The organism is Burkholderia sp. BCC0322 (genome assembly GCF_902833045.1).
Taxonomy (GTDB): Bacteria; Pseudomonadota; Gammaproteobacteria; order Burkholderiales; family Burkholderiaceae; genus Burkholderia.
Genome location: NZ_CADFDU010000016.1, coordinates 57,813 through 83,331, shown reverse-complemented (window position 1 = coordinate 83,331; position 25,519 = coordinate 57,813). Strand labels below are relative to the sequence as shown.

Below are 25,519 nucleotides of genomic sequence, written 5' to 3'. Positions count from 1 at the left end.
GGGTGCCGTCGCGGGCGGCCCGGGTGCCGCATCGAAGCGCCGCGCGGCGAAGCCGGCGGCGGATGGACGGAACGTTACATCAGCACGATATCGTACTGCTCCTGGCTCAGGTTCGACTCGACCTGCAGCGACACCGGCTTGCCGATGAAGTCGATCAGCATCGCGAGATGCTGCGATTCCTCGTCGAGGAACAAATCGATCACCTGTTGCGCGGCGATCACGCGGAATTCGCGCGGGTTGAACTGCCGCGATTCACGCAGGATCTCGCGCAGGATGTCGTAGCACACGGTGCGCGAGGTCTTCACCTGGCCCTTGCCCTGACAGGTCGGGCACGGCTCGCACAGCACGTGCGCGAGCGATTCGCGCGTGCGCTTGCGCGTCATCTCGACGAGCCCGAGCTGCGAGAACGTGTTGACCGTCACGCGCGTGCGGTCGCGCGACAGCGCCTTCTTCAGCTCGGACAGCACCGCGTCGCGATGCTCGGCGTTCTCCATGTCGATGAAGTCGATGATGATGATCCCGCCGAGGTTGCGCAGCCGCAACTGCCGCGCGATCGTGTGCGCGGCCTCGAGGTTGGTCTTGAAGATCGTGTCGTCGAAGTTGCGCGCGCCGACATAGCCGCCCGTGTTCACGTCGATCGTCGTCATCGCCTCGGTCTGGTCGATCATCAGGTAACCGCCCGATTTCAGGTCGACGCGGCGCGACAGCGCGCGCTGGATCTCCGTCTCGATGTTGTACAGGTCGAACAGCGGCCGCTCGCCCGTGTAGTGGTGCAGCTTCGCGCTCACGGCCGGCGTGAACTCGGACGCGAATTCGGAGAGGCGCTGGTACGTCTCGCGCGAATCGACCTGGATGCGCGTCGTGTCGTCGTTCGCGAAATCGCGCAGCACGCGCTGCGCGAGATCGAGATCCTGGTACAGCAGGCTCGTCGCCGGCAGCCGCTGCGCCTGCGCGACGATCGTCGCCCACGTCTTGCGCAGGTACGTGACGTCGCCGGCCAGCTCGTCGGAGGTCGCATCCTCGGCGATCGTGCGCACGATGTAGCCGCCTTTCTCGTCCGGCGGGATCACGGCCGTCAGGCGCGCGCGCACGGCCTCGCGCTCGGCCTCGCTCTCGATCTTCTGCGAGATGCCGATATGCGGCTCCTGCGGCAGGTAGACGAGCGTGCGGCCCGCGATGCTGACCTGCGTCGACAGCCGCGCGCCCTTCGTGCCGATCGGATCCTTGATCACCTGGACCATCAGCGTCTGGCCTTCGAACACGGTCTTCTCGATCGGCTGGTGCGGCGTGTTCGACTGCGGCTCGCCGGCGAGGCGCGGGTGCCAGATGTCGGCCACGTGCAGGAACGCCGCGCGCTCGAGGCCGATGTCGATGAACGCCGACTGCATGCCCGGCAGCACGCGCACGACCTTGCCGAGATAGATGTTGCCGACCCGCCCGCGCGACAGCGTGCGCTCGACGTGAAGCTCCTGCACCGCGCCTTGCTGGACGAGTGCGACCCGCGTTTCCTGCGGCGTGAGGTTGATCAGGATTTCTTCGTTCATGGTGGGATTCAGAAGGCGACACGCGCGGCGCGCAACAGCGCTGCGGTCTCAAAAAGGGGCAGACCCATGATACCTGAATGGGAACCGTCGATTCGCTCGATGAATTCGGCGGCGCGCCCCTGGATCGCGTACGCGCCCGCCTTGCCGAACGGCTCGCCCGATTCGACATAGCGCGCGTACGCGTCGCGCGACGCCGCCGCGAAGCGCACCGACGAGCGCGACAGCGCGGGCGGCAGCAGTTCGCCGCTCGCGTCGATCACGGCGACGGCGGTCAGCACCGCGTGTTCGCGGCCCGCGAGGCGCGTCAGCATCGCGAGCGCGTCGGCGGCGTCGGCGGGCTTGCCGAGGATCGCGCCGTCGATCGTCACGGTTGTATCGGCAACCAGCACGGGGGCGGCGGGCTTGCCGCTCGCGACGAGGCGCGCACGCGCGGCTTCGGCCTTCGCGACGGTCACGCGCCGGACGTATGCATCGGCGGCCTCGCCGGGCAGTTCGGCTTCGAGCGCCTCGGCGTCCTCGTCGGGGCGCGGCAGCAGCAGTTCGAAGCGTACGCCGATCTGCTGCAGCAGCTCCTGGCGGCGCGGGCTTTGCGAAGCGAGGTAAAGGAACGGGAAAAGCGCGGGGGGCGTGCTGGACGGCATGGTGTCGTTATCTCGGTGTGCGCACGTGGCGTGCGTCTCGAGGACGACACGTCATGCGCGGTGGTAGGGGTGATTCTGCGTGATGCTCCACGCCCGGTAAAGCTGTTCGGCGAGCAGCACGCGCACCATCCCGTGCGGCAGCGTCATGCTCGAGATGCGCAGCAGCGTATCGGCACGCGCTTTCAGTTCCGGATCGAGCCCGTCGGCGCCGCCGATCACGAACGCGACGTCGCGGCCGTCCTGCTGCCAACCGGGCAGTGCCTGAGCGAGCTGCATCGTGGTCCAGTCGCGGCCGCGCTCGTCGAGCGCGACGAGGCGCGCGCCCTTCGGCAACGCGGCCTCGATCTTCTGCCGCTCGGCCGCCATCACGCTTTCGGCGCTGCGGCCGCCCGAACGCAGTTCGGGCTTGATCTCGCGCAACTCGATGCGCAGCTCGGGCGGCATCCGCTTCGTGTATTCGTCGAAGCCGGACGCGATCCAGCCCGGCATCTTGTGGCCGACCGCAAGGATGAAAAGCTTCATCGGGAGAGGCGTAACGACGCGGGGCTCAACGGCGGCGGGCGGCCGTCTTGCGTGCAGGGCGTGCGGGCGCGGCTTCCTCTTCCTCTTCGTCTTCGCCGCCTTCGCTGGCCGTGGCGAAGCCGCTCCCCTTGCCGCCGCCGAGCTTCATCCGCACGGGCTTGTCGCCCCAGATTTCCTCGAGGTTGTAGTACTGGCGCAGGGCCGGTTGCAGGATGTGCACGACCGCGTCGCCGCAGTCGACGAGCACCCATTCGCCGGTGTCTTCGCCTTCGGAGCTGACGATGTCGCCGCCGGCTTCCTTGACCTTGTCACGCACACTCGACGCGAGCGCCTTGGTCTGGCGGTTGGAAGTGCCCGAAGCGACGACCACGCGGTCGAACAGTTCGGTCAGGTGGCTGGTGTTGAACACCTTGATGTCTTGCGCCTTGACGTCTTCGAGGGCGTCGACGATCACGCGCTGCAGTTTGCGAATATCCATGGATTCAGGAATGGTAGAGGCGATGTTGAAGAATATAGGCCCATACGGCGGCCGGCACATGCTCGGCCGACGCGTCGGGCATTTGCGCATGGCGCGCGATGCATTCGCGCAGGTGGGCGCGGATGTCGGTCGCGGCAATGTCGAACGAAAGGGTCGTATCGATCAGCAGACCGCCAGCCGGCGTGGCCTTCACCACGTCGGCGCCGGCCTGCCGCGCGGCGATTTCCTGCGCGACGTCCGGCGGCGCCGCGCCGAGGTCGAACCCCGGGCGCGTCGACACGCAGATGTGCGCGTAGTCGAACAGCTTGCGCCAGTCGCGCCACGTGTCGAGGCGCACGAGCTGGTCGGCGCCGATCAGCAGCGACAGCGACGCGTCCGGGCCGATTCGCTCGCGCCAGCGCGCGAGCGTCTCGACCGTGTAGGTCGGGCCGGCGTGCTCGATCTCGTCGGTGGCGACGGTCACGGTCACGCCCGGCACGGACAGCGAGCCGGCGGCCGCGCGCGTCATCGCGAGCCGATGCTCGGCGGCCGACACGTCGCGCTTCTGGTACGGCTGCCCGGCGGGCAGCAGTACGAGTTCGGTCAGGCCGAGCAGCTCGGCGAATCGGCGCGCGAGCGCGAGATGGCCGTCGTGGATCGGGTCGAAAGTGCCGCCCAGCAAGCCGATACGACGCGGCAGCGGGGCGGGGCGGGCGGTGGTGTCCAGAAACGCGTCCTTTTCTTGAAGCAGCACGCGTGCGGGTCAGACCCAGTCGCGCGGCACGATGAAGTCGCTGTACAGGCGCGCTTCAGGCGTGCCCGGCTCGGGCTGCCAGTTGTAGCGCCAGTTCGCGACCGGCGGCATCGACATCAGGATCGACTCGGTCCGGCCGCCGCTTTGCAGGCCGAACAGCGTGCCGCGGTCGAACACGAGGTTGAATTCGACGTAGCGGCCGCGGCGGTACGCCTGGAAGTCGCGCTCGCGCTCGCCGTACGGCAGCTCGGCGCGGCGTTCGACGATCGGCAGGTAGGCCTGCAGGAACGCGTCACCGACACTTTGCATCATGTCAAACGAGCGTTCGAAACCGGGCTCCGAGAAATCGTCGAAGAAGATCCCGCCGACGCCGCGCATCTCGTTGCGGTGCTTCAGGAAGAAATACTCGTCGCACCATTTCTTGAAGCGCGGGTAGAGTTCGACGCCGAACGGGTCGAGCGCGTCCTTGCAGGTCTGGTGGAAATGGCGGGCGTCGTCCTCGAAACCGTAAACCGGTGTCAGATCCATGCCGCCGCCGAACCAGAACACGGGCTCCTCGCCGGGTTTCGTCGCGATCAGCATCCGCACGTTCATGTGCACGGTCGGGCAATACGGATTGCGCGGGTGCAGCACCAGCGACACGCCGAGCGCCTCGAAGCCGCGGCCCGCCAGCTGCGGGCGCGCCGCGCTCGCCGACGGCGGCAGCGCATCGCCCGCGACGTCGGAAAAGCCGATTCCCGCGCGTTCGAACACGCGGCCGCCTTCGAGAATCCGCGTGCAGCCGCCGCCGCGCAGGCGTTCGGCCGGCCCGCGCTGCCATGCGTCGGTCGCGAGCGGCGTGCCGTCGAGCGCGCCGAGCGCGTCGGCGATGCGTGTCTGCAGGCTCTGGAGGTACGTGCGCACGCGCGCTACGTCGTAGGTCGAATCGGTCATGTCTGGACTGGGCGCCCCCGCCCGAAGCGGGGGCCGTAAAAAAGGCCTCTGCCGGGCATTCTAACGAACCCCGGCAGAGGGGCCGCCGCCGCACGAGGGCGGGGCGGCGATCGCGACGTCACGCGCTCTTGCGGTTGAGCGCGCGGAAGCCGATGTCGCGGCGGTACTGCATGCCTTCGAAATTGATCTGGTTGATCGTCTCGTACGCATGCTGCTGCGCTTCGCGCACCGAATCGGCGAGACCGACCACGCACAGCACGCGGCCGCCGGACGTCGTCAGCTTGTCGCCGTCGAGCGTCGTGCCTGCATGGAACGTGACGGCCTGTTCGGTCTCGGCCGGGATCCCGTTGATGCGGTCGCCCTTGCGCGGCGCGTCCGGATACCCGTGCGCGGCCAGCACGACGCCCAGCGCGGTGCGGCGGTCCCAGTCGAGCTCGACCGTGTCGAGCGTGCCCGCGATCGCCTGCTCGACGACCTTCGAGAAATCGCTCTTCAGGCGCGCCATGATCGGCTGCGTTTCCGGGTCGCCCATCCGGCAGTTGAACTCGAGCGTGCGCGGATTGCCTTCCTTGTCGATCATCAGGCCCGCATACAGGAAGCCCGTGAAGCGGATGCCGTCCTTCTCCATCCCGCGCACGGTCGGCATGATGATCTCGCGCATCACGCGTGCATGCATCTGCGGCGTGACGATCGGCGCGGGCGAATACGCCCCCATGCCGCCGGTGTTCGGGCCGCGATCCTCGTCGAGCAGGCGCTTGTGGTCCTGACTGGAAGCCAGCGCCAGCGCGTGCTTGCCGTCGACCATCACGATGAAGCTCGCTTCCTCGCCATCGAGGAATTCCTCGATCACGACGCGCGCGCCTGCGTCGCCGAGCTTGTTGCCCGACAGCATCATGTCGACGGCTTCGTGAGCTTCTTCCAGCGTCATCGCGACGACGACACCCTTGCCGGCCGCGAGGCCGTCGGCCTTCACGACGATCGGCGCACCCTTCGCGTCGATGTACGCATGCGCGGCGGCCACGTCGGAGAACGTCTCGTACTCGGCGGTCGGGATGCCGTGGCGCTTCATGAACGCCTTCGCGAAATCCTTCGAGCTCTCGAGCTGCGCGGCTTCGCGGGTCGGGCCGAAGACCTTCAGGCCGCGCGCGCGAAACAGGTTGACGATGCCGGCCGCGAGCGGCGCTTCCGGCCCGACGAGCGTGAACGCGACGCCTTCGCGTTCCGCGAAATCGGCGAGTTCGTCGAGCGCCGTGATGTCGACGTTCTTCAGGCGCTCGTCCTGCGCCGTGCCGCCATTGCCGGGTGCGACGTAGACCATCTGGACGCGCGGCGACTGCGCGAGCTTCCACGCCAGCGCATGTTCGCGGCCGCCGGAACCGACGACGAGTAGTTTCATGGGATTCCCCGCAGACTAGAAAACAGGGCGGCCGGCACGCTCAGGCGCGCCGGCCGCGGATTCGGTCGGGCCGCCGCCGCGACAGGAGCACGGCGGCCGGCACATCATTCCTCGACGATGACGGCGTTCGTATAGACGTCCTGCACGTCGTCGAGGTTCTCGAGCGCGTCCAGGAGCTTCTGCATCTTCGCCGCGTCGTCGCCGGTGAATTCGACTTCGTTCTGCGGCTTCATCGTCACTTCGGCGAGTTCGGCCTTGAAGCCCGCGGCTTCGAGCGCGTCCTTCACCGCCGAGAATGCCTGCCAGTCGCACAGCACTTCGATCGAACCGTCGTCGTTCGTGTTCACGTCGTTCGCGCCGGCTTCGAGCGCGGCTTCCATCAGCGCGTCTTCCGACGTGCCCGGTGCGAACAGGAACTGGCCGACGTGATCGAACATGAACGCGACCGAGCCGTCGGTGCCCATGTTGCCGCCGAACTTCGAGAACGCATGGCGGACTTCCGCGACCGTGCGGGTGCGGTTATCGGTCAGCGTGTCGACGATGACCGCCGCGCCGCTGATGCCGTAGCCTTCGTAACGGATTTCCTCGTAGTTCGCGCCATCCGCGCCGCCGACGCCGCGATCGATCGCGCGCTTGACGTTGTCCTTCGGCATGTTCGCGTCGGCCGCCTTGTCGACCGCGAGACGCAGGCGCGGGTTCGAGCTGACGTCGCCGCCGCCGAGGCGCGCCGCGACCTGGATTTCCTTGATGAGGCGGGTCCAGATCTTGCCGCGCTTCGCGTCGGCCGCTGCCTTCTTATGCTTGATGTTGGCCCATTTCGAATGACCAGCCATACCTTTCTCCGTGCCCGGGCGCGCTGCGCGGGCGATTGTTTCAATGTGTCGTTGAATCGGCGGCCGTTTCGGCGGGCATGAAGCCGCGGGGCCGCGCGTGTCGAGTGGATCGAGATTTTATCACGCGGCGACTGCCTGATCGGGGCCGCCGCGCATGGCCGGACGGCCAGGCAGGCCGTCGCGAGCCGGGCCGCGCGCCGCGCGGCCGTGCCGGTGCTCAGTTCTTGGTGCCGAACAGGCGGTCGCCCGCGTCGCCGAGGCCCGGCACGATGTACGCATGCTCGTTCAGGTGCGAATCGAGCGACGCGACGAACAGCTTCACGTCCGGGTGCGCGTCCTGGAACACCTGCACGCCCTCGGGGGCGGCGACCAGCGCGACGAACATGATGTTCGCGGCCGGCACGTTGCGGCGCTTGAGCACGTCGACCGCGTGCACGGCCGAGTAGCCGGTCGCGACCATCGGGTCGCACAGGATGAAGATGCGGTCTTCCAGGTCCGGCAGGCGCACCAGGTATTCGACCGGGCGGTGGTCGTCGGCGCGATACACGCCGATGTGGCCGACGCGCGCGGACGGAACCAGGTCGAGCAGGCCGTCCGACATCCCGATGCCCGCGCGCAGCACCGGCACGATCGCCAGTTTCTTGCCCGCGATCACCGGCGCGTCGACCTCGACGAGCGGGGTTTCGACCCGCTTGGTCGTGATCGGCAGGTTGCGGGTGATCTCGTAACCCATCAGCAGCGTGATTTCGCGCAGCAGCTCGCGGAACGTGCGCGTGGACGTGTCCTTGTCGCGCATGTGCGTGAGCTTGTGCTGGATCAGCGGGTGATCGGTGATGAAGAGATTCGGGAAACGGCTGTCCTGTTTCATGACGGGGGGCGCCTTGGCGGCAAAAGAGGATCGGGGGCGGCGGCGGGCGCAAGCCGGCCGCGCGCTTATGTCGGCAATTTTACCAAGGCGCGCCGCACGATCCGGATAATATCGACGTCTCACGACAATCCGCGCGCCCGTGCCCGACCGATTGCCCGCCTGACCCGCCCGGGGTCCATGCGCCGGCGCGACGGGGCCGAGCCGGTGCGTGTCGCCACCAAGGAATCGACGATGGATCTCGGTATCGAAGGAAAGACCGCGCTCGTGTGCGCGGCAAGCAAGGGGCTCGGCCGTGGCTGCGCGCAAGCGCTGGCCGCCGAGGGCGTGAACCTCGTGATCGTCGCGCGCACGCGCGACACGCTGGAGGAAACCGCGGAGGAGATCCGCGCCGGCGCGAACGTGTCGGTGACCGCGGTCGCCTGCGACATCACGACGCCGGACGGGCGAGCGGCCGCGCTCGCCGCGTGCCCGCAGCCGGACATTCTCGTGACGAATGCCGGCGGGCCGCCGCCCGGCGACTTCCGCGACTTCTCGCACGACGATTGGATCCGTGCGCTCGAATCGAACATGCTGACGCCGATCGAGCTGATCCGCGCGACCCTCGACGGGATGATCGCGCGCGGTTTCGGCCGGATCGTCAACATCACGAGCTCGGCCGTGAAGGCGCCGATCGACGTGCTCGCGCTGTCGAACGGCGCGCGCTCGGGGCTGACCGGCTTCGTCGCGGGGCTGTCGCGCAAGGTCGCGGGGCAGGGCGTGACGATCAACAACCTGCTGCCGGGCCTGTTCGACACCGACCGGATCGCGACCACGCTCGCCGCGTCGGCGAAGGCGCAGGGCGTGAGCGTCGACGAGATGCGTGCGCGGCGCACGAAGGACATCCCGGCCGGCCGCCTCGGCACGCGCGAAGAGTTCGGCGCGGCGTGCGCGTTCCTGTGCAGCGTGCATGCCGGCTACATCACCGGGCAGAACTGGCTGCTCGACGGCGGTGCGTATCCGGGCACGTTCTGACGCGCCCCCTCGCATCACGATCACCACAACAACCGAACGACGAAGGAACCGGAGATGAGCAAACCCCGCATCGCACTGATTGCGCACGACGCGAAGAAGGACGAGATCGTCGCGCTCGTGGGTCAATTTCGCGCGACGCTCGCGCAATGTCGGCTGGTCGCGACGGGCACGACGGGCGGCCGCATCGCGGCCGCGCACGGGCTGGAGGTCGAGCGCAAGCTGTCGGGGCCGCTCGGCGGCGACCTGCAGATCGGCGCCGAGCTGGCCGAAGGCCGCGTCGACATCGTCGTGTTCCTGCGCGACCCGATGACCGCTCAGCCGCACGATCCCGACATCACCGCGCTCGTGCGCGCGTGCGACGTGCACGACGTGCCGATCGCGACCAACGTCGCCACCGCGCGGATGCTGCTCGACGATCTGGCGCGCAACATGCAGGACGTTTGCTAGGCGCTGCCCGCGCCTGATTGCCCCTGCTATCGGCAGGGCCATGCATGGATGGCCGCGGCGCGCGAGAATCGTGCGTCGCGACGCGTCCCTGCCGTCCGGTTCACGGATGAATCGCCCGGCTCCGCGTATCGGCGACCCGGATTTTTCCCTGACCGAATCAGAAACAAGGAGCGAAACGATGCCGAAAGCAATCCGATACGACCAGCCGGGCGGCCCGGACGTGATGAAGTGGGTCGATGTCGACGTCGGCGAACCGAAGGCGGGTGAAGTCCGTATCCGGCAGCACGCGGTCGGCCTCAACTACATCGACGTCTATTTCCGCACCGGCCTTTACCCGCAAGCGCTGCCCGGCGGTCTCGGGATGGAGGCGGCGGGCGAGGTGACGGCCGTCGGCGAAGGCGTGACCGCGCTCAAGCCGGGCGACCGCGTCGCGTACGTCGGGCAGCCGCCGGGCGCGTACGCGCAGGAACGCGTGATGCCGGCCGAGCGGCTCGTGAAGCTGCCTGACGGCATCGGCTACGACGACGCGGCGTCGGTGATGCTGCAGGGCCTGACCGCGCACTACCTGCTGCGCCGCACGTATCCGGTGAAGGCCGGCGACACGATCCTGATCCACGCGGCGGCCGGCGGTGTCGGCCTGCTCGTGTGCCAGTGGGCGAAGGCGCTCGGCGCGACCGTGATCGGGACGGTCGGCTCCGACGAGAAAGCCGCGCTCGCGAAGGCGCACGGTTGCGACCATCCGGTCGTCTACACGCGCGAGAACTTCACGCAGCGCGTGAAGGAGATCACGAACGGCGCGGGCGTGCCGGTCGTCTACGACTCGATCGGCAAGGACACCTACATCGGCTCGCTGGACAGCCTCGCGCCGCTCGGGCTGTTCGTCAGCTTCGGCAATGCGTCGGGCCCGCTGCCGCCGATCGATTCGAAGGAATTCTCGTCGCGCGGCTCGCTGTTCTTTACGCGGCCCACGCTGTTCTCGTACATCGCGAAGCGCGCCGATCTCGAATCCGCCGCCGCCGAGCTGTTCGACGTGCTGCTGTCGGGCAAGGTGAAGACGAGCATCAACCAGCGCTATCCGCTCGCGGAAGTCGGCCGCGCGCATGAGGATCTCGAGGCGCGCAAGACCACCGGCTCGACGATCCTCGTTCCCTGACCTGCCTCCGCGTGCCGGCGCCCTGCCGGCACGCGCTTTTCCGGACGGCGCGACGGCGCCGTCCGTCCCGCTTCCCGCCGTCCTCTCCTGAATGCCGCGTTTACGCGTTTTTTATACGCGCCCCGATACCTTTGACCCGTCCTTTACGTGCGTTCCCATAAGGTTCTAGTCGTCTGACTTCGACGACGGAGAACACAAAAATGGATGGGGTTTTTATCGGCGCCCTGGTGCTTTTCACCGCGCTGATCCTCGGTTTGATTGCCGGTTGCGAGAAGCTCGTGCAATACGGTCGCGGGGGGCGAGCATGACCTGGATGCTTTGGCTGGCGGGCGCCTCGACGGCCCTGCTGTTCGCGTATCTCGTCTATGCGCTGCTGCGCGCGGAGGACATCGAATGAACGCGAACAACCTGTTGCAATCGCTGCTTTTCATCGTCGTGCTGCTGGCGGCGGCCGTTCCGGTCTCCCGCTACCTGACGGCGGTGATGGATGGCAGTTCGCGCATCGCGCGCGTGTTCGGGCCGCTCGAGCGCGCGCTGTACCGCATCGCCGGCGTCGACGCTAACAGCGAGATGAACTGGAAGCAGTACGCGATCTCGACGATCGCATTCAACGCACTTGGCGCGTTGTTCCTCTATGGCCTGCTGCGCCTGCAGGGCTTCCTGCCCGGCAACCCGCAGCAATTCGGCGCGATGACGGTCGACGGCGCGTTCAACACGGCCATCAGCTTCGTCACCAACACGAACTGGCAGGACTACACGCCGGAGCAGACCGTCAGCTATCTGGCGCAGATGCTCGGCTTCACCGTGCAGAACTTCCTGTCGGCAGCGACTGCCATCGCGGTCGTGGTCGCGCTGATCCGTGGCTTCGCGCGACATACGTCGCAGACCATCGGCAACTTCTGGGTCGACCTCACGCGCGTGACGATGTACGTGCTCGTGCCGATGTCGATGATCATCGCCGCGCTGCTGATGAGCCAGGGCGTGATCCAGAACATGAAGGCGTACCAGGACGTGCCGGTGCTGCAGGCCAGCACCTATGCGGCGCCGAAGCTCGACGCGCAGGGCAACCCGGTGAAGGATGACAAGGGCAATCCGGTGACGGTGCCGACCCCGCTCACGAAGCAGACGCTCGCGATGGGCCCGGTCGCGTCGCAGGAAGCGATCAAGATGCTCGGCACCAACGGTGGCGGCTTCTTCAACGCGAACTCGGCGCACCCGTACGAGAACCCGACGCCGTTCGCGAACTTCCTGCAGATCTTCTCGATCCTGATCATCCCGGCTGCGCTGTGCCTCGTGTTCGGCCGCATGATCGGCGACCGCCGGCAGGGCGTCGCGGTGCTCGCGGCGATGACGGTTGCGTTCGCGGTCGCGGTCGGCGTCGAGGTCAACGCCGAGCAGGGCGGCAACCCGACGCTCGCCGCGCTGCACGTCGACCAGTCGGCGGGCGCGCTGCAGCCGGGCGGCAACATGGAAGGCAAGGAAACGCGTTTCGGGATCGCGCAGACCGGCATCTTCACGGTCGCGACGACGGCCGCGTCGTGCGGTGCGGTCGACACGATGCACGATTCGCTGACGCCGCTCGGCGGGCTCGTGCCGATGCTGCTGATGCAGCTTGGCGAGGTGGTCTACGGCGGGGTCGGCTCGGGGCTCTACGGGATGCTCGTGTTCGCGCTGCTCGCGGTGTTCGTCGCCGGCCTGATGATCGGCCGCACGCCGGAATACGTCGGCAAGAAGATCGAGTCGTACGAGATGAAGATGGTGTCGATCGTCGTGTTGCTCACGCCGCTGCTGGTGCTGGTCGGCACGTCGGTCGCCGTGCTCGCCGATGCGGGCAAGGCCGGCATCGCGAACCCGGGGCCGCACGGCTTCTCGGAAATCCTGTACGCGTTCAGTTCGGCCGCCAACAACAACGGCAGCGCGTTCGCGGGCCTGACGGTCGGCACACCGTTCTACAACTGGATGACCGCGATCGCGATGTGGTTCGGCCGCTTCGGCACGATCGTGCCGGTGCTGGCGATCGCCGGCTCGCTGGCCGCGAAGAAGCGCATCGCGGTGACGAGCGGCACGCTGCCGACGCATGGTCCGCTGTTCGTCGTGCTGCTGCTCGGCACCGTGCTGCTGGTGGGCGCGCTGACCTACGTGCCGGCGCTTGCGCTCGGTCCGGGCGTCGAGCACCTGATGATGTGGCTGGGCGCGTGATGCGCGCCCGCATGGCGACACATTGAAAAGACTGAAGAGATTGAAGAGATCGCAATGACTCAACATTCCGCAACACGGTCCATGTTCGATCCGGCGCTGCTGCGCCCGGCGATCGTGGACTCGTTCAAGAAACTCACGCCGCGCACGCAGTTCCGCAACCCGGTGATGTTCTGCGTGTACGTCGGCAGCATCCTGACCACGATTTTGTGGATCGCGGCGCTCGCCGGCCAGGCCGAGGCGCCTGCGGGCTTCATCCTCGCGATCGCGCTGTGGCTGTGGTTCACCGTGCTGTTCGCGAACTTCGCCGAGGCGCTCGCGGAAGGGCGCTCGAAGGCGCAGGCCGCGTCGCTGCGCAGCGCCAAGAAAGACGTGATGGCGAAGAAGCTCAACGAGCCGCATCCGAAGTCGCCGATCCGCATTACGACCGCGACCGAGCTGCGCCGCGGCGACGTCGTGCTGGTCGAGGCCGGCGACGTGATTCCGGCCGACGGCGAGGTGGTCGACGGCGTCGCATCGGTCGACGAATCGGCGATTACCGGCGAATCCGCGCCGGTGATCCGCGAATCGGGCGGCGATTTCTCGTCGGTGACGGGCGGCACGCGCGTGCTGTCCGACTGGATCGTCGTCAAGGTCACCGCGAACCCGGGCGAGGCGTTCCTCGACCGGATGATCGCGATGGTCGAAGGCGCGAAGCGCAAGAAGACGCCGAACGAAATCGCGCTGACGATCCTGCTCGTCGCGTTGACGATCGTGATGCTGCTCGCGACCGCGACGCTGCTGCCGTTCTCGATGTTCTCGGTCGAAGCGATGAAGGCCGGCCACGTGGTGACGATCACCGCGCTCGTCGCGCTGCTCGTGTGCCTGATCCCGACGACGATCGGCGGCCTCCTGTCCGCGATCGGCGTGGCCGGGATGAGCCGGATGATGCAGGCGAACGTGATCGCGACGTCGGGCCGGGCGGTCGAAGCGGCCGGCGACGTCGACGTGCTGCTGCTCGACAAGACCGGCACGATCACGCTCGGCAACCGCCAGGCATCGACGTTCGTGCCGGCGCCGGGCGTGACCGAGGAAGCGCTGGCCGATGCCGCGCAGCTGTCGTCGCTCGCCGACGAAACGCCGGAAGGCCGCAGCATCGTCGTGCTCGCGAAGGAGCGCTTCAACATTCGCCAGCGCGACATGGGGCAACTGCATGCGACGTTCATCGGCTTCTCCGCGCAGACGCGGATGAGCGGCGTCGATTTGCCCGGCCGCGAGATCCGCAAGGGTGCGGCCGATGCGATCCGCAACTACGTCGAGACACACGGCAGCCGCTTCCCGGAAGAAGTGCGCCGCGCGGTCGACGAAGTCGCGCGCCGCGGCAGCACGCCGCTTGTCGTCGCCGACCTGCAAGAGGGTGCGGCGCGCGTGCTCGGCGTGATCGAGCTGAAGGACATCGTGAAGGGCGGGATCAAGGAGCGCTTCGCGGAACTGCGCAAGATGGGCATCAAGACCGTGATGGTGACGGGCGACAACCGGCTGACGGCGGCGGCGATCGCCGCGGAAGCGGGGGTCGACGATTTCCTCGCGGAAGCGACGCCGGAAACCAAGCTCGCGACGATCCGCGAGCACCAGGCGGCGGGGCGCCTCGTCGCGATGACGGGCGACGGCACCAACGACGCGCCGGCGCTCGCGCAGGCCGACGTGGCGGTCGCGATGAACACCGGGACGCAGGCGGCGAAGGAAGCCGGCAACATGGTCGACCTCGATTCGAACCCGACGAAGCTGATCGAGATCGTCGAGATCGGCAAGCAGATGCTGATGACGCGCGGCTCGCTGACGACGTTCTCGATCGCGAACGACATCGCGAAGTATTTCGCGATCATCCCGGCCGCGTTCGTGACCACCTATCCGCAACTGCGCGTGCTCGACATCATGCACCTGACGTCGCCGGCGTCGGCGATCCTGTCGGCGGTGATCTTCAACGCGCTGATCATCGTCGCGCTGATCCCGCTGGCGCTGAAGGGCGTGACGTACCGCCCGCTCGGCGCGGCATCGCTCCTGCGCCGCAACCTGCTGGTGTACGGCCTCGGCGGCGTGCTGCTGCCGTTCCCGTTCATCAAGCTGATCGACATGACGCTCGCGGCGCTCGGCTGGGCCTGAGCCGGTCATATTTGAAGGAAACATCATGAAAACGTTGATTCGTCCGCTCGTCGTGATCTTTGTCGTGCTGACCGCGGTGACGGGGCTCGCGTACCCGGCCGTGATGACCGTGTTCGGCCAGGCCGTGTTCCCGTCGCAGGCGAACGGCAGCCTGATCGAGAAGGACGGCAAGGCAGTCGGCTCCGCGCTGATCGGCCAGCAGTTCGATGCGCCTAAGTACTTCTGGGGCCGGCTGTCGGCTACCGCGCCGATGCCGTACAACGCGACCGGCTCCGGCGGCTCGAACCTCGGCCCGCTGAACCCGTCGCTCGCCGACCAGGTGAAGGGGCGCATCGCCGCGCTGCGCGACGCGGGCACCGACATGTCGAAGCCGGTGCCGGTCGACCTCGTGACGGCGTCGGCGAGCGGCCTCGATCCGGAGATCACGCCGGCCGCCGCCGCGTACCAGGTCGAGCGTGTCGCGAAGGCGCGCAACCTGGCGCCCGACGCGGTCGCGCAGCTCGTCGCCGCGAACACGACCGGCCGCCAGCTGGGCGTGCTCGGCGAACCGCGCGTGAACGTGCTGAAGCTGAACCTCGCGCTCGACGCGGCCCAGGCCGCGCACTGACTGCGCGTGCGGGCTTGCGGCGGCAAGCGGCGTCCGGCGCGGCCCGATTCGCGCCGGACGCGCCTTTTCCCGACGGCGCATGCGCCGTCTTTGCCTTTTGCGGCGATTTGGAACAACAATGCTGGTACTCGCGCGCATCCGGGCGCTCCGCCATTCTGACGCATGAATCGTCCCGATCCAGACCAACTCCTCGACAAGCTGCAGCGTGACGAAGAAAAGCAGCGGCGCGGCCAGCTCAAGATCTTCTTCGGCGCATCGGCCGGTGTCGGCAAGACCTACGCGATGCTGCAGGCCGCGCGCCAGCGCCTGCAGGAAGGCGTCGACGTCGTCGTCGGCATCGTCGAGACCCACGGCCGCAGCGAAACCGCCGCGCTGCTCGACGGCTTCGACGTGCTGCCGCTCGCGCGCATTGACTATCGCGGCCGCACGCTCACCGAATTCGATCTCGACGGCGCGCTCGCGCGCCAGCCGCAACTGATCCTCGTCGACGAACTCGCACACTCGAACGTGCAGGGCGCTCGGCACCTGAAGCGCTGGCAGGATGTGTACGAGTTGCTCGACGCGGGCATCGACGTCTACACGACCGTCAACGTCCAGCACCTGGAAAGCCTGAACGACGTGGTCGGCGCGATCACCGGCATCCGCGTGTGGGAGACGGTGCCCGACCGCGTGTTCGACGCGGCCGACGAAGTCACGCTCGTCGACCTGCCGGCCGAGGAACTGCTCGAGCGGATGCGCGACGGCAAGGTCTATCTCGCGCAGCAGGCCGAGCGCGCGGTGCGCAACTTCTTCCGCAAGGGCAACCTGATCGCGCTGCGCGAACTGGCGCTGCGGCGTACGGCCGACCGGGTCGACGCGCAGATGCGCGAATACCGCGCCGACCGTTCGATCCAGCGCATCTGGCAGGCGCGCGAGCGGCTGCTCGTGTGCGTCGGGCCGGGCCCCGAGGCGCCGACGCTCGTGCGGGCGGCCGCGCGGCTCGCGGCGAGCCTGAAGGCCGACTGGATCGCAGTCTATGTGGAGACGCCGCGCCTGCAGCGGCTGCCCGATGCGCGGCGGCAACGCACGCTCGACGCGCTGAAGCTCGCGGCCGAGCTCGGTGCGGAGACGGCCACGCTCGCCGGCGCCGACGCGGTTGCCGCGCTGATCGGCTATGCGAAGGTGCGCAACGTGTCGAAGATCGTCGCGGGCGGCTCGCCGAAGGTCGGACTCATGCGTCGCTTCGTGCGGCCGTTCGGCGAGAAGCTCGCCGAACGCGCGGGCGACGTCGACCTGATGCTGATCCGTGCGTCCGCGAGCGACGAGGCGCGCGCCGCACCGCTCGACGCGCGTGCGCGCGACTGGCGCGATGCGTTCGCGCAGTTCGGCACGCATCGTTCGCCGCCGCGGCATTACGTGTATGCGGCCGCGATCTGCGCGGCGATCACGGTCGTCGCGAGCCTCGTCTCCGAGCGGCTCGACCTCACGAACCTCGTGATGCTGTACCTGCTCGGCGTCGTGTTCTCGGCCGTGCGGCTCGGGCGCGGCCCGGGCGTACTGCAGTCGTTCCTGTCGGTGGCCGCGTTCGACTATTTCTTCGTGCCGCCGCGCATGTCGTTCTCGGTCAGCGACACGCAATACCTGCTGACCTTCTTCGGGATGCTGCTGACGTCGCTCGTGATCAGCCACCTGACCTCGACGCTGACGCGCCAGGCGAGCGTCGCGCAGCGCCGCGAGCGCCGCACCGGCGCGATCTATGCGATGGCGCGCGAACTGGGCGCGGCGCTGACGACCGAGCAGATCGTCGAGATCGGCAGCCGCCACGTGGGCGAGGTGTTCCGTGCGCGCGTCGCGTTCCTGCTGCCCGACAGCGCGGACAAGGTGCGGCAGAAGATCGAGGAGCCCGATGCGGCCGTCACGCTGACGGGTGCCGATCTCGACAGCGACGTCGGCCAGTGGGTGTACGACCAGCAGAAGCCGGCCGGCCGCGGCACCGATACGTTGCCTGCGACGGTCGCGCTGTACTTGCCGCTGAAGGCGCCGATGCGCACGCGCGGGGTGCTGGCGGTTGCGTCGCGCGAGCCGCGCGAGCTCGAGGTGCCGGAGCAGCAGCGGATGCTCGACGCATTCGCCGCGCAGATCGCGCTCGCGCTCGAACGCGTGCACTACGTGGAGATCGCGCGCGACGCGCTGGTGAGCATGGAATCCGAGCGGCTGCGCAACTCGCTGCTGTCGGCGATCTCGCACGACCTGCGCACGCCGCTCACGACGATCGTCGGCTTCTCGTCGATGCTTGCGAACGGGCGCGCGGCCGCGCAGGGCGGCGACGCCGCGGCGGCCGAGCGCTTCGCGCAGCGCGAGGGCGAACTCGTCGACGCGATCCACGACGAGGCGCTGCGGATGACGGGCATCGTCACGAACCTGCTCGACATGGCGCGGCTGCAGGCCGGCAGCCTGCAGTTGAAGCGCCAGTGGTCGCTGCTCGAGGAAACCGTCGGCGCCGCGCTCGCCGCATGCAAGCGCGTGCTTGCGCGTCACTCCGCGCGCGTCGTGCTGCCGCCTGACCTGCCGCTGCTGCAGATGGACGCGGTGCTGATGGAGCGCCTGTTCACCAACCTGTTCGAGAACGCGGCGAAGTACACGCCGCCCGACACGCCGCTCGACATCGGCGCCGAGCGCGTGACCGAAGACGGGCTGCCGTTCGTGCGCGTGCTCGTCGACGACTACGGCCCCGGCCTGCCGGCCGGGATGGAAACGCGGATCTTCGACAAGTTCACGCGCGGCGAGAAGGAATCGGCGACGCCGGGCATCGGCCTCGGCCTCGCGATCTGCCGCGCGATCGTCGAGGCGCACGGCGGTAAAATCGGCGCGCTCAACCGCACCGCGCCCGACGGCCACGTGACGGGCGCGCGCTTCTGGTTCACGTTGCCGGTCGAGACGCCGCCGGCCGCGCCTGCCGTACCCGACGACGAACCCGATGTGCCGGGTGCGTCGTCCCCATCCGAATCATTGCCAGACCATGAGTGAACCCAGCCTGACCGTCGTCCTGATCGAGGACGAAAAGCAGATCCGCCGTTTCGTGCGCGCCGCGCTCGAGGAGGAGGACATCGCGGTGTTCGAGGCCGAGACGGGCAAGCAGGGGCTGATCGACGCGGCGACGCGCAAGCCCGATCTCGTGATCGTCGACCTCGGCCTGCCCGATACCGACGGCCTCGACGTGATCCGGGAATTGCGCGGCTGGTCCGAGGTGCCGGTGATCGTGCTGTCCGCGCGCACGCAGGAAGAAGAGAAGGTCGCGGCGCTCGACGCCGGCGCCGACGATTACCTGACCAAGCCGTTCGGCGTGTCCGAACTGCGTGCGCGGATCCGCGCGCAACTGCGCCGGCGCAACCAGGGCGGTGCGAACGAATCGCCGAAGGTGAGCTTCGGTACCGTGAGCGTCGATCTCGCGCTGCGCCAGGTGTGGCGCGACAACGAGATCGTGCACCTGACGCCGCTCGAGTACCGGTTGCTCGCGACGCTCGTGCGGCACGCGGGGCGCGTGCTCACGCACCGCCAGCTGCTGCGCGACGTGTGGGGGCCGTCGCACGTCGAAAGCCACCACTATCTGCGGATTTACATGGCGCACCTGCGCCAGAAGCTCGAACGCGACCCGGCGCAGCCCGAGTACATCGTGACCGAGACGGGCGTCGGCTACCGGCTCGTCGGCGCCGCATGACGGGCCCGGCCGGGGCCGCGGCGGCGCACGTGCGCGTGACGTCGCGCGCCCGCACGGTTGCGCCGGCGCGACAGTCTCGCGGCCGACGCGCGCGTTGTACACCCTGCGCTCATTCCCCGTTATCCTGACCGTTCCGCGAACGAAAACGAGGAGCGTGCAATGTCCGTCCGTCTGGTCGTCATCTGTGCGCTGGCGCTGACTGCGTCTGGCGCGTTCGCCCAACCGCTGCCGCCCGGGCAGCAACCGTCGTCGTCCCAGCAGGCGATGGCCAATCCCGCGTCGGTCAATTGCGCCAAGCTCGGCGGTCGCCACACGATCCGCAACCTGTCGAGCGGGCAGGTCGGCATGTGCGTGTTCACGGATGGTCGCGTGTGCGAGGAGTGGGCGCTGTACCGCGATGACCGCTGCGTCGGCGGCGCCGCGCCGAAGCGCGTATCGAACTGACCGGGCCCGGCCGGTCGCGCCCCCGATCGGCCCCCGGCCACGCGCCGCGTCCGTAAGCATCTTGTTATACTCGGCGCCGCCCGGGGACGACCCCGGGTCATTCGTTTCAACGGGGACGGCCCCATCCGATAAGGAGTACGTCGAGATGGCGTGGGTGTTGTTGTTCATTGCCGGTTTGCTGGAAGTGGCCTGGGCGGCCGGCATGAAATCGTCGGACGGTTTTACGAAGCTCGGTCCGTCGGTGTTTACGATCGTGACGGCGCTGGCCAGCTTCGGGCTGCTCGCGGTCGCGATGCGCCAGTTGCCGCTCGGCACCGCGTACGCGGTGTGGACGGGCATCGGCGCGGTCGGTGCGTTCGTGTTCGGCATCGTGATGATGGGCGAGGCGCTGACCGTCGCGCGCGTCGCGAGCGCTGTGCTGATCGTCGCGGGGCTGATCGGCCTCAAGCTGTCGTCGGCTGCCTGACGAAGGCACCCCGGCGCCCCCGTGCCGGGGTGCCGCACTGCGGAATTGCGCGGTGCCGCCCGTCCAGCCTGTCTATAATGGAACGCATTCGGGCCTGAATACCGTCGTGCTTTTCGCGGCACGCGGTGCCGGTCGCCACGCGCCGCGCGGCTGGTCTGTCCGCCTCGATCCGATCAATCGGCAAAGCGCACGGAAAGTGCAAGGAGAGGGCCATGATCGAAGCCATTTCGCTCGGCGCGGGGCTCGCGTGGGCGAGCGGCCTGCGCCTGTACCTGACGGTGCTGATCGCCGGCGTGCTGGCGCGGTTCGGCTGGCTCCACCTGCCCGACACGCTGGCCGTCCTGACGTCGCCGTGGGTCATCGGCGCCGCAGCCGTGCTCACCGTCACTGAATTCCTTGCCGACAAGATCCCCGCGTTCGACTCGCTGTGGGATGCCGTGCACACCTTCATCCGCATTCCGGCCGGCGCCGTGCTCGCAGCCGGCGCGCTCGGCCATGCGGATCCGACCGTGCTCGCGGTCGCGGGGCTCGCGGGCGGCTCGCTCGCCGGTGCCGCGCATGTGGCGAAGGCCGGCACGCGGGCGATGATCAACCTGTCGCCCGAACCGATTTCGAACTGGATCGCCTCGTCGACCGAGGACGGCCTCGTGGTCGGCGGGCTCGTGCTCGCGTTCTTCGTTCCGCTCGCGTTCCTCGTGCTGCTTGCCGCCTTCATCGCGGCCTCCGCGTGGGCGCTCCCGCGCCTGTGGCGCGGCGTCTCGGGCGGCTTTCGCGGCATGGCGAACCACATGGTGTCGCGGCTGAACTCGATCGGGGGGAAGCGCGATTGAAGGAGCGGCGACACGCGGCGCAGCCGCCGGCCGGGCAACCCGGTCATGAGGTGAGCGCGCCTGCCGGCCGCTTCGGCCTGCGCGACCTGGTCCGCCAGGCCGCACGGATGACCGCGCGCGACTGGCGCGCGGGCGAGTTGACGCTGCTCGTCCTTGCATTGGTGCTCGCGGTCGCGGCGCTGACGAGCGTCGGCTTCCTCGCCGACCGGCTGCGCCAGGGGCTCGAGCGCGACGCGCGCCAGATGCTGGGCGCCGATTTCGTCGTGCGGGCCGATCGCCCCGTCGATCCGTCGTTCGACGGGCAGGCCCGCGCGCTCGGCCTGCGTACCGCGACGACCGCAATCTTCCCGAGCATGATCGCGTCCGCCACCGGCGGGCAGGCGGCCGACGCTGCGCCCTCGCGCCTCGCGGCCGTGAAGGCCGTGTCCCCCGGCTATCCGTTGCGCGGCGCGGTCGAGATCCTGCCGGCCGGCGCTGCCGTCGCGCAGAAGGCCGCCGGGATTCCCGCGCCCGGCACCGTGTGGGCCGATCCGGCACTGCTCGATGCGCTGCACCTGAAAGCGGGGGACACGGTGCGCCTCGGGCTGCGCGTGTTCAAGGTCGCCGCCTCGATCTCCCGCGAACTCGATCGCGGTTTTTCCTTCGTCAATTTTTCGCCGCGACTGATGATGCGCGCGGACGAGCTGGCCGCGACGGGGCTCACGGGCTATGGCAGCCGTGTCACGTACCGGCTGCTGGTTGCCGGCGACCAGCAGGCCGTCGCGCGCTTCGAAGCGTATGCGCACGCACGTGTCGACGGCGGGAAACTGCGCGGCGTCGGTCTGGAGTCGTTGCAGGAGGGCCAGCCGCAGGTGCGGCAGACGCTGGATCGTGCGCGCCACTTCCTGACGCTCGTCGCACTGCTCACCGCGCTGCTCGCGGCGGTCGCGATCGCGATGGCCGCGCAGCGCTACATGCGGCGCCATCTCGACGGCTGCGCGACGATGCGCTGCCTCGGCGTGAGCCGCCGCACGCTCGGCGCGCTGTTCGCACTCGAATTCGCCGGCATCGGGATCGTGTCCGGCGCCGCAGGCGCGGTGCTCGGCTACGGCGGCCACTGGGCGTTGCTGGCCGCGCTCGGCGGCCTGATCGACGTGGTGCTGCCGCCGCCCACGCCGTGGCCGGCGCTGATCGGCGTGGGCGTCGCGCTCGTGCTGCTGCTCGGCTTCGCGCTGCCGCCGCTCGTGCCGCTCACGCGCGTGCCGCCGGTGCGCGTGCTGCGGCGCGAGTGGGGCGACGCGTCGCGCACGGCATGGGCCGCGTACGCGATCGGTGTCGTGCTGTTCGCGGGGCTGCTGATCGTGGCCGCCGGCAACCTGAAACTCGGGCTGATCGTCACGGGCGGTTTCGCCGGCGCGCTGGTCGGTTTCGCGCTGATCGCGCGGCTCGTGCTGTTCGCCGCCGCGCGCGTGGTGCGCAATGCACGCGTGGCCGCGGGCATCGGCTGGCGCTACGCACTCGCGTCGCTGCACCGGCGCGGCACGGCCAGCGCGCTGCAGATCACCGCGCTCGCGCTTGGCCTGATGTGCCTGCTGCTGATCGCGATCACGCGCAACGACCTCGTCGCGGGCTGGCGGCAGTCGACACCGCCCGATGCGCCGAATCAATTCCTGATCGACATCCAGCCGGACCAGCGCGCTGACGTCGCGGCCTACCTGAGCGCGCACGGTGTGCGCGACGCGGTGCCCGCGCCGATGGTGCGCGGCCGGCTCGTCGCGATCAACGGCAAGCCGGTGAACCCGGACGCGTACCCGTCCGAGGAGGCGCGCCGGCTCGTCGACCGCGAGTTCAACCTGTCTTATACGACCGAGCTGCCGTCCGACAACCGGATCGTCGAAGGCGGCTGGTTCGGCACCGCGGCCACGCCGCAGAAGTCGATCGAGGCGGGCCTCGCGAAGACGCTGAACGTGAAGCCGGGCGACGTGCTGCGTTTCGACGTGACGGGGCTGACGGTCGACGCGCCGATCACGAGTGTGCGCAAGCTCGACTGGGGTTCGTTCCGCGTCAATTTCTTCGTGCTGATGCCGCCGCCGGTGCTGAAGGATTTCCCGGCCGTGTACCTGACGAGCTTCCATTTGCCGGCATCGGACGCCGCGCTGCTCGATCCGCTGATCGCGCGCTACCCGAACCTGACCGCGATCGACGTCGCGCCGATTCTCGCGCAGTTGCAGCGGATGATGCTGCAGGTGGTCGGCGCGGTGCAGTTCCTGTTCGCGTTCACGCTTGCGGCCGGCGTGCTCGTGCTGTACACGGCGCTTGCCGGCACGCGCGACGAGCGGGTGCGCGAAGCCGCGCTGCTGCGCGCGCTCGGCGCGTCACGGGCGCAGGTCAACGCGGTGCAGCGCGCGGAGTTCGTCGTGGTCGGCGCGCTGGCCGGTGCGCTGGCATCGGCGGGTGCGATCGCGGTCGGCTGGGTGCTTGCGTCGCGCGTGTTCGACTTCCAGCTCGCCGTCGATCCGTGGCTCGTGCCGGCCGGCATCGTGGCCGGCGTCGCGTGCGCCGGTGCGGCCGGCTGGCTGAGCCTGCATAATGTGTTGCGGCGCCCCGCGCTGCAGTCCCTGCGCGACGCATGAGCGTCGCCGGCGGCCCCGAAGCCCCTGTTTTCCGACTATCCGTATGACCGATGTGAATGACGATGCGCCGTCGCAGCCGACGGCGTTCGAGCTCGTGGGCGGTGAAGCCCGCGTGCGCGAAATGGTGGACCGCTTTTACGACCTGATGGACCTCGAGCCCGAGTTCGCGCAGATTCGCGCGCTGCACCCGGTATCGCTCGACGGCTCGCGCGACAAGCTGTTCTGGTTCCTGTGCGGGTGGCTCGGCGGCCCGGACCACTACATCAGCCGGTTCGGCCATCCGCGGCTGCGCGCGCGGCACCTGCCGTTCCCGATCGCGTCGGTCGAGCGCGACCAGTGGCTGCGCTGCATGGCGTGGGCGATGGACGACATCGGGCTGCCCGAGCCGCTGCGCGAGCGGCTCATGCATTCGTTCTACGACACGGCCGACTGGATGCGCAACCGGCCCGGTTGATCGACCGGTACGCCGCCGCCCGCGCGCGGGACAATCTGCGTCTGGGCGCGTGCGCCGAGCGGCGCGACACTGGCTGCTTCCCCCAATCGATACGAGGCTCGCCCGATGACGACAACAGCGCTGTTTCGCGACGACGCGTACCTCACTCAATGCGACGCGGTCGTCCTGGCCGTCGGCGACGACGGCATCCGGCTCGACCGCACGGTGTTCTATCCGCTTGGCGGCGGCCAGGCCGGCGACACCGGCACGCTGACGTTGCCCGACGGCAGCCCGATCGCGATTGCCGATACGCGCAAGGCCAGGTTCGACGGCGCGACGCCCGACGACGCCGTGCACGTGCCCGTACCGGGGCAGGAGGCGAGTGTCGCGGCGCTCGTGCCGGGCACGCGCGTGGTCGCGGAGATCGACTGGCTGCGCCGCTACCGCCACATGCGGCTGCATACGGCGGCACACCTGATGTGCGCGGTGCTGCCGTACGCGGTCGACGGCTGCAGCGTGACGGCCGACTACGTGCGGCTCGATTTCGCGACTTCCGAGCCGATCGATCGCGATGACGTCGAGCGGCGCCTCGCCGACCTGGTGGCCGGCGCACACCCGGTCACGACCGAATGGATCACCGACGACGAGATGGCCGCACGGCCGGACCTCGTGCGCACGATGAGCGTGAAGCCGCCGATGGGCCTCGGCCGTGTGCGGCTGCTGCGCATCGAGCAGGTCGACCTGCAGCCGTGCGGTGGCACGCATGTGCGCAACACGTCCGAAATCGGCGAGCTGCGCGTCGCGAAACTTGAAAAGAAGAGTGCGCGCACGCGGCGCCTCGTGCTGGAGTTTGCATGACGATCGACACCGGGGTGACGGGCGCGGCGGCGCTCGATCCGCACGCGCGGGAGATTCTGGATTTCTGGTTCGGTGAGCCGGGCTCGGCCGAATTCGGGCAGAACCGCAAGGTCTGGTTCAACGGCGGCGCGGCGTTCGACGACGTGCTGCGCACGCGCTACGGCGCATTGCTCGACGCCGCGTGCGACGGCGCGTGCGATCACTGGGCAGGCTCGCCGTCGGGTGCGCTTGCGTTGATCGTCGTGCTCGATCAGTTCTCGCGCAACATCCATCGCGGCACCCCGCGCGCGTTTGCAGCCGATCCGAAGGCACTCGCGCTCGCGCGCCGCGTCGTTGCGGCCGGCTGGGACGCGCAGTTGCCGAGCGGGCATCACCGCGCGTTTGCGTATCTGCCGTTCGAGCACGACGAGACGGTCGAGAGCCAGCGCGAGGCCGTGCGCCTGTGCGCGGGCATCCGGGACGAGGCAGGGTGCGAGCGCTATCACCGCTTCGCGGTGCTGCACGCGGCCGTCGTCGAGCGCTTCGGCCGTTTTCCGCACCGGAACGCGATTCTCGGTCGGGCGTCGAGCGACGAGGAGATGGCGTTTCTTAGCGAGCCCGGTTCCTCGTTCTGAAGATCCGGGCCGGCGGTGTGACGCGGGGGAGGGGGCAGGCCCGCGCAGTCGCGCGGGCTCA

The 25,519-nt window shown here is 68.9% G+C and carries 25 protein-coding genes; 16 read left to right on the top strand and 9 right to left on the bottom strand.

Translation table 11 applies throughout. The features are described 5' to 3' along the window. Window positions 1–74 precede the first annotated feature (74 nt). From rng to upp, 9 genes are all read right to left on the bottom strand, one after another. Window positions 75–1,544, bottom strand: coding sequence for a ribonuclease G (rng, locus tag HWX39_RS31270; RefSeq protein ID WP_175971483.1), 1,470 nt, complete (start codon window positions 1,542–1,544; stop codon window positions 75–77). An 8-nt stretch (window positions 1,545–1,552) separates the two neighbouring features. Then, window positions 1,553–2,185, bottom strand: a complete 633-nt coding sequence (locus HWX39_RS31265) for a Maf family protein (RefSeq protein ID WP_175971482.1) — start codon at window positions 2,183–2,185, stop codon at window positions 1,553–1,555. Window positions 2,186–2,236: 51 nt separating this feature from the next. Continuing rightward, a complete protein-coding gene (rlmH, locus tag HWX39_RS31260; RefSeq protein ID WP_011352746.1) occupies window positions 2,237–2,707 on the bottom strand; it encodes a 23S rRNA (pseudouridine(1915)-N(3))-methyltransferase RlmH in 471 nt (156 codons plus the stop codon). A 25-nt stretch (window positions 2,708–2,732) separates the two neighbouring features. Further along, entirely contained in the window at window positions 2,733–3,185 is a 453-nt protein-coding gene (gene rsfS, locus HWX39_RS31255; protein ID WP_175971481.1) for a ribosome silencing factor, read from the bottom strand. Between the two features lie 4 nt (window positions 3,186–3,189). Next, complete coding sequence (locus HWX39_RS31250; protein ID WP_244135126.1) at window positions 3,190–3,918, bottom strand: nicotinate-nucleotide adenylyltransferase; 729 nt, start codon at window positions 3,916–3,918, stop codon at window positions 3,190–3,192. 9 nt (window positions 3,919–3,927) lie between these two features. After that, on the bottom strand, window positions 3,928–4,851 hold the full coding sequence (hemF, locus tag HWX39_RS31245; RefSeq protein WP_175971480.1) for an oxygen-dependent coproporphyrinogen oxidase: 924 nt from the start codon (window positions 4,849–4,851) through the stop codon (window positions 3,928–3,930). A 118-nt stretch (window positions 4,852–4,969) separates the two neighbouring features. After that, window positions 4,970–6,247 carry a phosphoribosylamine--glycine ligase gene (purD, locus tag HWX39_RS31240; protein WP_039370477.1) on the bottom strand — a complete coding sequence of 426 codons (1,278 nt, stop codon included), beginning with the start codon at window positions 6,245–6,247 and terminating at the stop codon, window positions 4,970–4,972. A 104-nt stretch (window positions 6,248–6,351) separates the two neighbouring features. Then, window positions 6,352–7,080 carry a YebC/PmpR family DNA-binding transcriptional regulator gene (locus HWX39_RS31235; RefSeq protein ID WP_175951107.1) on the bottom strand — a complete coding sequence of 243 codons (729 nt, stop codon included), beginning with the start codon at window positions 7,078–7,080 and terminating at the stop codon, window positions 6,352–6,354. A gap of 217 nt (window positions 7,081–7,297) precedes the next feature. Further along, window positions 7,298–7,948 (bottom strand): uracil phosphoribosyltransferase, encoded by a 651-nt coding sequence (gene upp, locus HWX39_RS31230; RefSeq protein WP_011352740.1) that lies wholly within the window; start codon window positions 7,946–7,948, stop codon window positions 7,298–7,300. A gap of 231 nt (window positions 7,949–8,179) precedes the next feature. Here upp and HWX39_RS31225 point away from each other — a divergent pair, with 231 nt between their 5' ends. The 16 genes from HWX39_RS31225 to HWX39_RS31150 all read left to right on the top strand — a co-directional run bounded on the left by HWX39_RS31225 (window position 8,180) and on the right by HWX39_RS31150 (window position 25,458). Further along, window positions 8,180–8,959, top strand: coding sequence for an SDR family oxidoreductase (locus HWX39_RS31225; protein WP_175971479.1), 780 nt, complete (start codon window positions 8,180–8,182; stop codon window positions 8,957–8,959). A gap of 54 nt (window positions 8,960–9,013) precedes the next feature. After that, entirely contained in the window at window positions 9,014–9,406 is a 393-nt protein-coding gene (locus HWX39_RS31220; RefSeq protein ID WP_175971478.1) for a methylglyoxal synthase, read from the top strand. A 178-nt stretch (window positions 9,407–9,584) separates the two neighbouring features. After that, entirely contained in the window at window positions 9,585–10,559 is a 975-nt protein-coding gene (locus HWX39_RS31215) for a quinone oxidoreductase (RefSeq protein WP_175971477.1), read from the top strand. Between the two features lie 304 nt (window positions 10,560–10,863). Continuing rightward, window positions 10,864–10,956: a K(+)-transporting ATPase subunit F gene (gene kdpF / locus HWX39_RS31210; RefSeq protein ID WP_017331558.1), complete on the top strand. Its 93-nt coding sequence runs from the start codon at window positions 10,864–10,866 to the stop codon at window positions 10,954–10,956. Beyond that, the gene (kdpA, locus tag HWX39_RS31205; protein WP_175971476.1) at window positions 10,953–12,758 is read left to right on the top strand and encodes a potassium-transporting ATPase subunit KdpA; all 1,806 of its coding nucleotides are present in this window, start codon (window positions 10,953–10,955) and stop codon (window positions 12,756–12,758) included. The genes kdpF and kdpA overlap by 4 nt, the downstream gene beginning before the upstream one ends. A 54-nt stretch (window positions 12,759–12,812) precedes the next feature. Then, window positions 12,813–14,897, top strand: coding sequence for a potassium-transporting ATPase subunit KdpB (gene kdpB, locus HWX39_RS31200; RefSeq protein WP_175971475.1), 2,085 nt, complete (start codon window positions 12,813–12,815; stop codon window positions 14,895–14,897). A 25-nt stretch (window positions 14,898–14,922) separates the two neighbouring features. Then, window positions 14,923–15,504, top strand: coding sequence for a potassium-transporting ATPase subunit KdpC (kdpC, locus tag HWX39_RS31195; protein WP_175971474.1), 582 nt, complete (start codon window positions 14,923–14,925; stop codon window positions 15,502–15,504). Window positions 15,505–15,666: 162 nt separating this feature from the next. After that, window positions 15,667–18,510, top strand: coding sequence for a sensor histidine kinase KdpD (locus HWX39_RS31190; RefSeq protein ID WP_175971473.1), 2,844 nt, complete (start codon window positions 15,667–15,669; stop codon window positions 18,508–18,510). Further along, the gene (gene kdpE / locus HWX39_RS31185; RefSeq protein ID WP_175951114.1) at window positions 18,503–19,201 is read left to right on the top strand and encodes a two-component system response regulator KdpE; all 699 of its coding nucleotides are present in this window, start codon (window positions 18,503–18,505) and stop codon (window positions 19,199–19,201) included. Before HWX39_RS31190 ends, kdpE begins: the two co-directional genes overlap by 8 nt. A 159-nt stretch (window positions 19,202–19,360) precedes the next feature. Further along, window positions 19,361–19,645: a DUF333 domain-containing protein gene (locus HWX39_RS31180; protein ID WP_175971472.1), complete on the top strand. Its 285-nt coding sequence runs from the start codon at window positions 19,361–19,363 to the stop codon at window positions 19,643–19,645. A 145-nt stretch (window positions 19,646–19,790) separates the two neighbouring features. After that, window positions 19,791–20,111 carry a quaternary ammonium compound efflux SMR transporter SugE gene (gene sugE / locus HWX39_RS31175; protein ID WP_089425993.1) on the top strand — a complete coding sequence of 107 codons (321 nt, stop codon included), beginning with the start codon at window positions 19,791–19,793 and terminating at the stop codon, window positions 20,109–20,111. 212 nt (window positions 20,112–20,323) lie between these two features. Further along, window positions 20,324–20,941, top strand: a complete 618-nt coding sequence (locus tag HWX39_RS31170; protein WP_175971471.1) for a DUF4126 domain-containing protein — start codon at window positions 20,324–20,326, stop codon at window positions 20,939–20,941. A 107-nt stretch (window positions 20,942–21,048) separates the two neighbouring features. Then, window positions 21,049–23,553, top strand: coding sequence for an FtsX-like permease family protein (locus HWX39_RS31165; protein WP_244135127.1), 2,505 nt, complete (start codon window positions 21,049–21,051; stop codon window positions 23,551–23,553). Between the two features lie 43 nt (window positions 23,554–23,596). Next, entirely contained in the window at window positions 23,597–24,007 is a 411-nt protein-coding gene (locus HWX39_RS31160; protein ID WP_175971469.1) for a group II truncated hemoglobin, read from the top strand. A 105-nt stretch (window positions 24,008–24,112) separates the two neighbouring features. Next, on the top strand, window positions 24,113–24,844 hold the full coding sequence (locus HWX39_RS31155; RefSeq protein WP_175971468.1) for an alanyl-tRNA editing protein: 732 nt from the start codon (window positions 24,113–24,115) through the stop codon (window positions 24,842–24,844). Further along, window positions 24,841–25,458: a DUF924 family protein gene (locus HWX39_RS31150; RefSeq protein ID WP_175971467.1), complete on the top strand. Its 618-nt coding sequence runs from the start codon at window positions 24,841–24,843 to the stop codon at window positions 25,456–25,458. Before HWX39_RS31155 ends, HWX39_RS31150 begins: the two co-directional genes overlap by 4 nt. Window positions 25,459–25,519 lie beyond the last annotated feature (61 nt).